The organism is Bacillus sp. AP50 (assembly GCF_040492675.1).
Lineage (GTDB): Bacteria > Bacillota > Bacilli > Bacillales > Bacillaceae_G > Bacillus_A > Bacillus_A cereus.
This window is the reverse complement of record NZ_JBEUTW010000081.1, coordinates 1-11,148: the sequence shown is the minus strand read 5'-3', so window position 1 is coordinate 11,148 and position 11,148 is coordinate 1. Positions and strand designations below refer to the sequence as shown.

The window sequence follows — 11,148 nt, the reverse complement described above, 5'->3', positions numbered from 1 at the left end:
CTCATAATCTATGTAATTCTTTTCGGATTGGGAATTTTGTTAGTTGCAAAGACAAAACTGTTTAGTAAATAAAAAATTAATACATTTCTATTTCCTCCTGTATACCGTACTCAAATTAAATTAATATACCTATCATTCTTGATAACTAAAAAAGGCTTATTCCTTATCTATTTTTTGATAAAAAGTAAGCCTTTTTTCCATTATTAAATTCTAAATTTATTTACCAAATAGACGACTCCAAAGTGATTTTTTCTGTTCTGAAGCTGCTATTAGACGCTTGCTATCTTGTATTTCTCTTAATACTTGCATTAATTGAATATCTCTTTGTTCTTCTCTTATTACTCGCTGGGCATCAGTTTCCTGTAAAAGTTTACTCTGTTGATCCAATCTTTGAATTAACTCTAAATTAAGTTGTTCTATAGGAAGGATTATGGTAATTAATCAAGTCGCTTGTTTAACAACAGCAACCCTTTTTACGTATGTAAACTTTGGTTAGTTTACGTTGTCATCCGTTTTCGAATCTCATGTCATCAACGCTTACGATAAGATAACTACATGTAGAAGGGGAAAAATTTCGTTTAGGGGATACTTTAAAATCTTAGCTTGAGGGCATGGGGTACCGCCAGCATCTCGGAATTATCTTAACTAGTCATTACGTATGACTTTACAGTATTCATTGTAAAGTCATACGTTTTTTTATTTCTTTAAAGATTATTTAACCATACTAATTTTTTATAGTATGTATAGTAAATAAAGAAGGAGGAATATTAGGAGGTTAAAAGCCTTCTATATTCAATAAAATAATAGATTTCAAAAGGAGTGATTGTATGAGAGTAATTACCCTTCTCACAAAAGGAGGAAAGGTTCGCTATATGTTACTTGATCATAACAATGAGCCTGTTCAACCAGTATTACAATATTTAAAGTTTAAGGATAATAGTGGGTCTTCTCGTAATACCTTACGGTCTTTCTCATTTCATTTAAAATTATTCTTTGAATTCTTACACCAAATTGAAAAGGACTACAGGAGGATCGGCATAGATGACATGGCTGATTTCATGAGGTGGTTACAAAACCCACATCATGACGTAAAGGTCTCCCCTATTTTTCCTAACGAACCAATTAGAAAAGCTCAAACAGTAAATATCATCATTAATACTGTTCTTGGATTTTACGACTATCTGATGAGACATGAAGACTATAGTATCCAGTTAAGTGAACGTCTAAAGAAACAAGTCTTAGGATCCCGAAAGGGATTCAAAAGTTTTCTACACCATATAAACCGAAATAAATCTTTTAGCTCTCATATCCTTAAGCTAAAAGTATCTAAGCAGCAGCCTAAAGTACTATCAAAATATCAGGTTTCCGCTATCCTGAATGCTTGTACTAATATACGTGATTTATTTCTAATTCAACTTCTTTGGGAGAGTTCTATGCGTATTGGGGAAGCTCTTGCCTTGTGGCTTGAAGATTTTGAAATTGATGCAAGAAGAATTCATATACGTGATCGAGGTGAACTATCCAATCTAGCTGAAATTAAAACGGTATGTAGTCCTCGTTGTATTGATGTATCTGAGGACTTAATTAATATGTATCTAGAATATATTGCCCAATTCCATACGGACGAAGTCGATACAAATCATGTATTTATTAAGTTATCTGGAAGAAATAAAGGTAATCCATTTGAATATACAGACGTTGTATCTCTGGTCCAGCGTTTACGTAAAAAAACGAATGTTTATTTCACCCCACATATGTTACGTCACACATCTTTAACAGAACTAAGGAGAGCTGGTTGGGAGGATGAACATTTAATGAAGCGAGCTGGCCATGCTCATATACAAACAACTATGCAGATGTATATCCATCCTTCGGACGAAGATATTAGGAAAGATTGGGAAAAAGTGCAGGAGAATATGAGAATCAGCAAAGGATTCGAGGAGGATTACGAATGAATTTAGCTACTGGATACTTACTACCAGAAAATAAAATCAATCAAATAACCAGCTTACTCTCTGGATATTTTGAAAATGATGTTTGGAATACAGATAATCCAGCTTTTAATAATTTTAGGAAATCAGAATGGGGAAAAACTCATCGTAAGATGAATTTTACAGCATTTTCACCTAAGCTTAAAAATGAAGTTAAGTTTTTCATATTAACTCGTGTCCAAAATGGTGAGCTACAATTGGATTCTGTTATACATAATTACGCTAGATCCTTTAAACAACTTTCTGAATTTCTTGCGGAATTTTATCCGAATATTAACAGTTTTACCGAATTAGATATTAATAAGGCATTATTACAACTCAGATCACATTTAAATGAATTAGGTTTAAGCATACGCATTTACGACAGAAGAAAGCTATCAAATTACGAAAATCTGCTTAATCGTTTGTTTTTATTTTATAGAGACTTCTACGATACAAGAGACGAATTTGAGAAAGATGTATGGGATGTTAGGAATATTCCTGGTGCAAGATTCCCCGATCATGAATCAAGACACAAATTAAATTTTAGTGATATTCCTGCTCCTTTCCGCCCTGTAGCAAAACGGTATTTAAAATTCAGAATTAGTTATTTATCTCACGGCCAATGTAGCCTTGATGTCAGAATAATAAAGGTGTTTTTAAACTTTATATATAATAAATACCCTGCTTGGAATGATTTAAATGCTTTAGCTCGTAAAGATATTGAAGATTACCTTGTATTTCATAATAAAAAGTTTCATGATAAACCATTTTCCAAAAAAAGTTATTTAATCGCTTTAAATGTATTCTTGGAAACAATAGAAAAACTACAATTTGATGAAGCACCAACGGTGCCTGTGAATCTATTATTATTTAAAGAAGATGTCCCTAGAGTAGTTACAAGAACTGAAAATGATATCAAATATATTCCCGAAAATATCCTTCAACAAATTGAAGAAAAATTAGAGCATGTAAAACCATCAAAATATATACCGGTAATCGCCTTACTCCGAGCTACTGGTTGGAGAATTTCAGACATTCTTAATCTGAGATATGATAAATGTTTAGAGCAGACATCCCAAGGGTGGTATCTATGCGGTGATATAAAGAAAACACAAGTTATGAATCACCGTGTACCAATTACAAAAGAAATAGCAGAGATAGTCAAAACTGTTATACAAGTGACTAAGAATCAAAGTAATACTATCAATAATCCTAAAAATTATTTATTTGTACAGTTGGAAGGAGTTCGCAGAGGAAGACCCTTTAGTTACTATGATATTTGTAGGAGTATGAAACGTTTTACTAAAGAACAAAACATAATTGACGATGTAGGTAATCCTTTTTATATAAAAAATCATGCCTTCCGGCATACCAAGGGCGTAGAACTTCTTAATAACGGAATGAACATATTACATGTTCAAAAGTGGATGGCTCATGCTTCTCCTGAGATGACATTACAATATGCAAAAGTCCTTGATACTACAATGCGTAAATCATGGGAAGAAGCTACAAAACAAGGTGTTTTTCGAATTGATCTTGAAAGTAAACGACCAGTTAAAGTTGAACTTACTGATATCGCGAATGAAGACATTATTGAATGGGAATATATACGCCATAATTTAGACGCTGTAAAAATGGAGCTTGGTTATTGTATGAAGCCGATTAAGCAGCCTTGCCCTACTCAAGCAAATCCATGTTTATCCTGTCGTAACTTTTGTACAACACCTGAATTCATACCGAAATTTGAATTGGAAGTCAAAGAAGTTAAGGGTGTAATTGAAAAAGGTGCCTTACTAGGTCGTCAAGTATGGATAGATAAAAATCAAGCTATTCTAGAACGCCTAGAACCTATTTTAGAAACATTAAAAGGCGGAACAATACATCATTTAGCTGGGAAAAAGGGCCGTGAATATATTGGGGAGGAACGTTCTCATGGGAAGTAATCATATTAGAAATACCGAAGGTGTTAAAAAACACGCATTGATGAAAAGTAAAGAGACATCAAAAAAGGTGGATCAAGCAATACAACGTCTTATAAAAACGAAAGCTAAAATTAACTTTAATCAGGTTTCCATGGAATCCGGGGTATCTAAGGCATTTCTCTATAACAATCAAGAAATACGAAACCGAATAGAAGGATTGAGAAAGCAACAAGACGGAGTGAATTCGCCACAAATCATAAAACGTAATATGACAGATGCCAGTAAAGATTCTCTTATCGCAGCTAAAAATAGCCGAATTAAAAAACTTGAAGAAGAAAACAAACGTCTAAAAGATGAATTATTAAAATTACGTGGTATAGTCTATGAAAAATTTTGAAATTAAAATAAGAATTTACTGGAATATCATTTATGGCATTTATATAAATAGTTTCGTTTTTGCTTATTATACTAACGTATGCAAGTTTGTTAAAGAAGGACTATAATAAAAAATACAAACTGTATTCTATTAGATTAGGAGGTTGAGGTTTTGAAACTTAGACAAATGGCTGTTGCTTTTCTTTTAAATGAAAAACAAGAAGTATTGTTTCTTCAAAAGAAACCAAAGGATACATTCCTTGCAGGATTTTTAGTTCCAATAGGAGGACATATTGAGGGCGATGAAATCAATGAACCCCACAAGGCATGTTTAAGAGAAATAGAAGAAGAAACAGGTTTAAAGAGCGATTACATAAATAATTTAACACTTAGATATGTTGTACTTAGGTCAAAAGAAAATCAAGAAATCCGAATACAATATGTGTTCTTTGGTACTGTATCTAAAAATTCTACTTTAATTGAAAGTGATGAAGGTTCTTTAAAGTGGGTGAAAATTGAAGATATTGCCGCCCAAAATGTTTCAGCAACAACAATTGAAATAGCGAAACATTACAATCATTTACGTGAATCAAATGAAAATATATATGTAGGTTCAATGAAATCTCTAAAAGGAAAATCAGCAATTACTTGGGCAATTTTAGAGGATTGGGAAATGCCCATTTTCAATTAATAGGGCGATAACTCAATAATACAGCATAAAAGATTAATCTTTATTTAAAACCAATTTTACTTTAAATACATGTAAACGATGTGAGAACCATTGATACTCCACTAGTTCTCACATCGAAGTTAAGATAATCGGAAAATGCTGGCGGTACCCCATCGCCATCAAGCTAACAAAATAAGTATCAAGTCGAATACACGTATTTATCAAATAAATCCCAACCCTGATTACTTTCAAAATTCAAAACTAAATCAAAAACAGTATGGTTTAACTTAAGCTAACCATACTGTTTTTGAGTGGTGTTTATTTTTTCGAGAACCCGAGTAAATCTATTGAATCATCTGGTGTAAATAATTCCTTCGAATAATTAAGTAATAAAAGAACTGTACTAATATAAAACTTGTGAATATCAGAATGGAGTTTCCTGTAACAGGTAAATCTACCCCTGCTTTGCGCTGTACTAAATATTGTAATGCCATAAAGGCTACACTACTATGAGTAATTGCAACAATAATAGGAATAAAACATAAAATGCTAAGTTGCTGCGTCACAATTCTTTTTAATTCTTTTTGAGTTAATCCTATTTTAGAAAGCATTTCATATTGTTTTTTGTCCCGCTCTAAATCAGTAAATAGACGGAAATATAAAAAGCTTATTGCAAACACAAAGAATACAATCCCCACTAGCACACTGATAGTAGCTAGTATTGCATTAAATCGTTTACTTTCCATCCAATCTAAATATAACGAATGAAAATTGTAAAACACCTTTCCTTTTTGAGTATCAGAATCGATTATTTTCGTAATCTTTTTAGAAATTTCTTCTGTATCAGTCCAATTTTGAATTAAATAACCGTAATTCGTATACCAATCTGCTATATTTTCTTGTAATTGTGATGCCCTTTTTAATTTTTCGTAAACTGAATCAGCAACAACAACGTAAACTCCATTTGTCGGTCTCATTTTATTATTTAACAATAACTTCGAGTTAGAAAGATGAATATGCGTATCTCCTTCTTTCAGTATAGAGGCTTCTTTCTTTAATTCATTCTCAGATTGTTGTTTCATTCTATTTTTAGATGGAAGAATCAAACTATCCTGTTCATTCTTTAAAGTTTCTGTGGGATACCCCAGTATTTTCGCTGTTGCATTAAAATCAGTAAGCTTCATAACCTCAAACCTATTATGTGTTGCAATAATGGTATAAGACGCTAATTTATATGAAAATCCAGTAGCATTTAATTGCTTTTCTATCTCAGAAACATGAGATTTTTCTAAAACATTTCCTTTATAGGATGTATAAGTAAATGCATAAGGACTTTGAGCTAATGCTAATTGTCTACTACCTATAGCAAGACAAACACCAATAGATGTCAAAGTAACTGTTGATAGAATCGCGACTATAAATAGTGTTTTTGCATTATCTGTTATTCGATACGATAATTCTGATATGGTTAACAGATTCGTCTTCTTAAAAAATATGTGCTCACGCTTTTGTAATGTTTTAATCAGATAAAAACTAAGCTGCGTAAATAAAAAGTAGGTTCCTAATACACTAAAGAATACACAAGCTAACAGAGCATAAATATAGTGATTTCCTGTTTTCAACGCAGTATCTAGATAAAATGCTGCAGCATAACCAATACTAATAAACAAAATCGCGAATATAGCTAACCATTTAGATACTTTTGGTTCTGGCTTTGGTTTTTCTTCTGATTTCATCAATTCAATTACCTGAGTTAGTTTAATTATTCTTGTAGTAAAGAACGAAACCAATAAAAATAACAACAAGAATGAAATACTTGTCACAAGGATTGCCTTTGTTGGAAAATAGAATGGCAATCCTCCTTTTAAAACAAATATAGATGCACTTACTAATAAGATTAACTTCCCAAAAATAAGCCCAATTCCAATTCCTACAATAATTGAACTACTCCCAATTAACATGTTTTCAATGAAAATTAACTGTTTTAATTGGAAATTCGTCATGCCATGAAATGTTAAGATACCAAATTCACGTTTTCTCGTCTTCAAGAATGTGCCAACAGAATATAAAATAAAGAAAAAAGAAAAAAATATAATTAAATATTGAGCAATTTTAAATCCTTGTGCACCCAAACCAATCATAGATTCACTTGTTGCTCCAAGCTTTCCACTAAATTGGGGATGAAATGTAAGTAACTCAAACGTGAAAAAAATCATTACAGTAAAAACACTGCTCAGAAAATATCCTAGATATAATCGCTTATTACGAATGACATTATTCCAGGCCAATTGACGAAAACTCATTCTCGGTTCCTCCTAATAGAGACAATTCATCCATAATTTTCTTATAAAAAATTAAGCGATTATCTTCACATCTAATCTCGTTATAAAGCTTTCCGTCTTTAATAAATACTACTCGATCACAGTAACTGGAAACCAATGGATCATGTGTTACTAACACCATAGTTGTTTGGCGCTCCTTATTTAATTTTACTAATAATTGCATTACATCATTTGCAGCTTTTGAATCCAAATTCCCTGTCGGCTCATCTGCAAGAACTAATTGTGGAGAATGGATTAATGCACGAGCAATTGCTGTCCGTTGAGCTTGTCCTCCAGAAATTTCATATAGGCGTTTATGTAAAATCTTTTCTATACCCAATTGTATAGAAATTGATTCTACTCGTTTGTTCATTTCTGACAGATTCACGTTTTCTAATGTAAGTGGAAGAACAATATTTTCTTTCACTGTTAATGTATTCAGAAGGTCAAACGATTGAAAAATAAATCCCAATTCACGACGTCGAAATAATGCTAATTCATCAGCTGGCAATCGATCAGGGGTTTTTTCATTAATTAATACTTCTCCTGAAGTCGGAGTATCAATAGTGGAAATCATATTGAGCAGAGTTGTTTTTCCACTTCCTGATGGCCCCATAATTCCTACAAACTCGCCCTTATTTATTGTTAAATTAATATTTGTAAGTGCTTCATATGATACCTTCCCAGTATAAGTTTTATTTAATTCACGAACCTTTAATGTTTCCATCTAGTAAGTCTCCTTTATATTCTACCTTTTCAAAATAAGTGTAATGCGCATACTTTCTTTTTCATATTGAATAACCTTTCATTTATCTGACAGCGTTGTAATGTTTCTGAAAATAAGGAATATAAAGAATAATATATATCTCCTATGCGATTCTATAGTTGAACAATCAAAATTTTGATACAATTATCCATTGTATGTGTCCAGAAAATTGTACCTTTTGGGAAGGTGTGATTGACTTGATGTTCTGATTGTTTGAAAAAAGGGGTTGCGAAATTAATTGTAGGATACAAAGCGGCGAAATAACATTAAGAATTTTATAGTTGAAATTATCAAAAAAATCAATAAAATCATAGTTTACAATTTTATCCTTTAGTTGGTATCATTTACTTATTAAGGGGGGAGTACATGGCTTTAAACATGTATTTGGGAGAAGTACAAGCTCAAACAGAAAGTATGAATGCTTTTTGTGTAGCCACTATTCAAGGTATGGAACAAGTTATTAATTCAATTGATGATTTTGTGGGCGACACTATTTTGCAAGGGAAAACTTATGATACAGGGAAGACATTCTTTGCACAGACATTTCGTCCTTTAGCTCAAGGAATTATTTATTTGTGTGAAGAATTAATTCGACAGAATAATTCCTTTCCGAACGATTTTAAATCACAAGTCGCTACAACAGATGTCATTGAACAAGAAATACGAGAACAAATTCGAGAAATTGACCGAATGAAAGCAGATATTGAAGGAACTAGTAGTACCCTTCCAGGAATGCAAGTTATGGTGGGAATTTATGATACGATGAAAAAAAAGCTTCAAGAAAAACTAGAGCATTTATATGAATTTAATTATGTTTCTAGTAGTAATTATGATACAGCGCTTCAATTAGCTACGAGTATTGCTCAAGGTCTTGCAGAAGTTCAAAGTGGGAAAGGTTTTAGTCCTGCGAGTGGAACATTCAGTATACAAGATTTAAATATGAATTGGACTGCATCAATTCAAAAAATCACAGAGGAAAAAGCTCGTGAATCTGATAAAATTGTGTATAGCGATTTAAATCAAGAAGAAACAATAAACAATGAAACTTCATTAGAATCAGGAAAAAAAGAATTTGATGGTAATAAATTAGCCAGAGATATTACAGGTGAAATAAGTGGAGAATATGATGTTCGGCGTGCTTGGGAAGGGGTAGATCCGTCTACGGGAGAGAAACTAGGTACTTTCGACAGATTCATAGCTGGAGGTATGGCGGTAGCGGGTATTACACCAATCGGGAAGTTGGTTAAAATCGGTAAAGGTGTAAAGATGTCAGCTAGTGCTGTTAAAACTGTAAAGGGTGCTGAGTCGAATTATGTGCTTTTTAATAAAACGCATATACAATCAATGCCTAAACCAAAAGGGAAAGGTCCAAATGGGGGAAGGTTACAATCTCATCATGGTTTACAAGGAAAATGGGCGGAAGCAAATCTAAGTCAATATGGATATGATCCAAAACTTGCACCAACAGTGACGATTGAAACAGGAAAGGGGTTACCACATACTATTATTACTAATGCGCAGAACTTGAGACGTGATGAACGTGTAGCCTTAGGAAATGGAAAATGGAGCTCTTCTTTACAAGCGGAATTAAAGAATATAGTTTCTGATTTTGAAAAAGCGGGATTTTCTAAAGAAACTATTAGAGGAACTTTAGAACAACAATATAGAATGCTTGATAAGTTAAAAGTAAAATATGAAAGGATTGAGTATTAATGAGTATACTTGAGAACTTAAATGCAATTTTCACTTTAGAAACAGAAGAACCTCCAGCAACTAAAGAAACGATTCGAGAATTACAAGATTTTTCATCAATAGATGTTCCTTCAGATTATCTAGAGATAATTCAACAATGTACAGATGCAGAGATTAATGTAAATAATGAAATATATATCCGTATTTGGAGTCCAGAGGGTTGTATAGAGATGAATGAAGCTCATAATATCCAAAAATATATACCTAACTCACTTGCAATTGGTGATGATGAAGGTGGGAAAGTGCTATTATATGCAAATGGAAAAGAAGGATTTGGATTATATATGGTGGATTTTGGAGATTTAGATATCGAAGAAGCAATTAAAATATCACCTTCTTTGAAACTGCTATTAATGGATGGTTTAGGTGTAGAAAAGTTATTGTTATAATTTTAGGGGTATTTGAAAACTACTGTATTCTGAAGATAGGAGGTCTGCTGAATAAGCAGACCTTTTCATTTGAATTCCGCAAAAAATTTTGTGTCTATAATTCCAAAAGCGACTTTACAGGGAAAAGGATTTTTTCCTCCTGAAGCAGCCTGCATACAAGAAATTACCCAAGATTCCAATTCTAAAGGCAAGCGATATACTTGAACAGTACCATCACTGTTTTTTACAGTTACAATCGGTGCATTTACTCTGGTTGTAGCAAAACCATCCGTAGTTATCATTGCTACTGCATCATTAGCTTGAAAACCGGCGTTTAACACTTCATAAATGATCCCATGTTTCTTATTAATAATCATAGGTATATTTAGAATGGGATAGCTATTAATATTATTATGAATAAATGCTCCTGCGGCGTTCTTTCTTAACTGATTTCCTTGCATTTTTACACTCCTTTTTAATAATCCAAACGTAATTACATTAATTCATTCTATTTAACATCTATTATATTGGAAAATTGTAGCTTCATCTTATTATAAAAAGCATCTGTACATACAACAGCGCTAGTTGACGGGTCAATATCTACAACGGTCATATAACTAGAGAGTAAATAACCGTCTTCAAAATATGTAATTAGTATTTCCTCTTCAGATAATAAGGAACATAATAGCATATTTTCAATTCGTTCTTTTTCTTCAGTTGTTAAAATCGGAAGGGTGACTTTGTGTTGTTCCCTAATGATTTCACGTATCCCATCAAATTGGGGTGTTAATGCGGCGAATGGAGCCCATTTCACCATTCCGCGCCCTTTTGGCATATTAGCGTTGTTCATAATTTGTGTCCTCCTATTAGTGTATTTCTGTATCTAGCTGTGGCGCTATTTGTATACGAAATTCCTCTTAATATGCTGTTCTTACCAAATTTAGTGCGTATTTCGTCCATTACTTTCGTTAGTTTCATTTCTTTTTCTCGTTGTATTACAT

10 protein-coding genes and 1 pseudogene are annotated in these 11,148 nt (G+C 32.5%); 6 read left to right on the top strand and 5 right to left on the bottom strand.

The window, feature by feature from the left end:
* Window positions 1-216: 216 nt before the first annotated feature.
* A pseudogene (locus ABWK52_RS07955) lies at window positions 217-420 on the bottom strand (DUF3967 domain-containing protein); the annotation flags it as partial.
* Window positions 421-827: 407 nt separating this feature from the next.
* Here ABWK52_RS07955 and ABWK52_RS07950 point away from each other — a divergent pair.
* The 4 genes from ABWK52_RS07950 to ABWK52_RS07935 all read left to right on the top strand — a co-directional run bounded on the left by ABWK52_RS07950 (window position 828) and on the right by ABWK52_RS07935 (window position 4,961).
* A complete protein-coding gene (locus tag ABWK52_RS07950; protein ID WP_353771910.1) occupies window positions 828-1,955 on the top strand; it encodes a tyrosine-type recombinase/integrase in 1,128 nt (375 codons plus the stop codon).
* Window positions 1,952-3,916 (top strand): tyrosine-type recombinase/integrase, encoded by a 1,965-nt coding sequence (locus ABWK52_RS07945; protein ID WP_353771909.1) that lies wholly within the window; start codon window positions 1,952-1,954, stop codon window positions 3,914-3,916. The genes ABWK52_RS07950 and ABWK52_RS07945 overlap by 4 nt, the downstream gene beginning before the upstream one ends.
* A complete protein-coding gene (locus tag ABWK52_RS07940) occupies window positions 3,906-4,292 on the top strand; it encodes a DUF6262 family protein (protein ID WP_098472756.1) in 387 nt (128 codons plus the stop codon). Before ABWK52_RS07945 ends, ABWK52_RS07940 begins: the two co-directional genes overlap by 11 nt.
* Window positions 4,293-4,442: 150 nt before the next feature.
* Entirely contained in the window at window positions 4,443-4,961 is a 519-nt protein-coding gene (locus tag ABWK52_RS07935; protein ID WP_090694960.1) for an NUDIX domain-containing protein, read from the top strand.
* Between the two features lie 323 nt (window positions 4,962-5,284).
* Here the strand turns inward: ABWK52_RS07935 and ABWK52_RS07930 are convergent, their stop codons facing one another.
* Window positions 5,285-7,243 carry an FtsX-like permease family protein gene (locus ABWK52_RS07930; RefSeq protein WP_097842646.1) on the bottom strand — a complete coding sequence of 653 codons (1,959 nt, stop codon included), beginning with the start codon at window positions 7,241-7,243 and terminating at the stop codon, window positions 5,285-5,287.
* Complete coding sequence (locus tag ABWK52_RS07925) at window positions 7,215-7,988, bottom strand: ABC transporter ATP-binding protein (protein ID WP_097842647.1); 774 nt, start codon at window positions 7,986-7,988, stop codon at window positions 7,215-7,217. The genes ABWK52_RS07930 and ABWK52_RS07925 overlap by 29 nt, the downstream gene beginning before the upstream one ends.
* Before the next feature lie 405 nt (window positions 7,989-8,393).
* Here ABWK52_RS07925 and ABWK52_RS07920 point away from each other — a divergent pair, with 405 nt between their 5' ends.
* Complete coding sequence (locus ABWK52_RS07920; RefSeq protein ID WP_097856532.1) at window positions 8,394-9,740, top strand: pre-toxin TG domain-containing protein; 1,347 nt, start codon at window positions 8,394-8,396, stop codon at window positions 9,738-9,740.
* The gene (locus tag ABWK52_RS07915) at window positions 9,740-10,168 is read left to right on the top strand and encodes an SMI1/KNR4 family protein (RefSeq protein ID WP_353771908.1); all 429 of its coding nucleotides are present in this window, start codon (window positions 9,740-9,742) and stop codon (window positions 10,166-10,168) included. The genes ABWK52_RS07920 and ABWK52_RS07915 overlap by 1 nt, the downstream gene beginning before the upstream one ends.
* A gap of 65 nt (window positions 10,169-10,233) precedes the next feature.
* Here ABWK52_RS07915 and ABWK52_RS07910 read toward each other — a convergent pair whose 3' ends face one another.
* Both ABWK52_RS07910 and ABWK52_RS07905 read right to left on the bottom strand, forming a co-directional pair.
* The gene (locus ABWK52_RS07910) at window positions 10,234-10,608 is read right to left on the bottom strand and encodes a hypothetical protein (protein WP_097842648.1); all 375 of its coding nucleotides are present in this window, start codon (window positions 10,606-10,608) and stop codon (window positions 10,234-10,236) included.
* A 47-nt stretch (window positions 10,609-10,655) separates the two neighbouring features.
* On the bottom strand, window positions 10,656-10,997 hold the full coding sequence (locus ABWK52_RS07905) for a YolD-like family protein (RefSeq protein WP_097842649.1): 342 nt from the start codon (window positions 10,995-10,997) through the stop codon (window positions 10,656-10,658).
* Window positions 10,998-11,148: the final 151 nt, after the last annotated feature.

Bases quoted from the DNA above. Each gene is read 5' to 3' on its own strand.
- ABWK52_RS07950 (WP_353771910.1), top strand. From the start codon at position 828: ATGAGAGTAATTACCCTTCTCACAAAAGGAGGAAAGGTTCGCTATATG.
- ABWK52_RS07945 (WP_353771909.1), top strand. From the start codon at position 1,952: ATGAATTTAGCTACTGGATACTTACTACCAGAAAATAAAATCAATCAA.
- ABWK52_RS07940 (WP_098472756.1), top strand. From the start codon at position 3,906: ATGGGAAGTAATCATATTAGAAATACCGAAGGTGTTAAAAAACACGCA.
- ABWK52_RS07930 (WP_097842646.1), bottom strand. From the start codon at position 7,243: ATGAGTTTTCGTCAATTGGCCTGGAATAATGTCATTCGTAATAAGCGA.
- ABWK52_RS07925 (WP_097842647.1), bottom strand. From the start codon at position 7,988: ATGGAAACATTAAAGGTTCGTGAATTAAATAAAACTTATACTGGGAAG.
- ABWK52_RS07920 (WP_097856532.1), top strand. From the start codon at position 8,394: ATGGCTTTAAACATGTATTTGGGAGAAGTACAAGCTCAAACAGAAAGT.
- ABWK52_RS07915 (WP_353771908.1), top strand. From the start codon at position 9,740: ATGAGTATACTTGAGAACTTAAATGCAATTTTCACTTTAGAAACAGAA.
- ABWK52_RS07910 (WP_097842648.1), bottom strand. From the start codon at position 10,608: ATGCAAGGAAATCAGTTAAGAAAGAACGCCGCAGGAGCATTTATTCAT.
- ABWK52_RS07905 (WP_097842649.1), bottom strand. From the start codon at position 10,997: ATGAACAACGCTAATATGCCAAAAGGGCGCGGAATGGTGAAATGGGCT.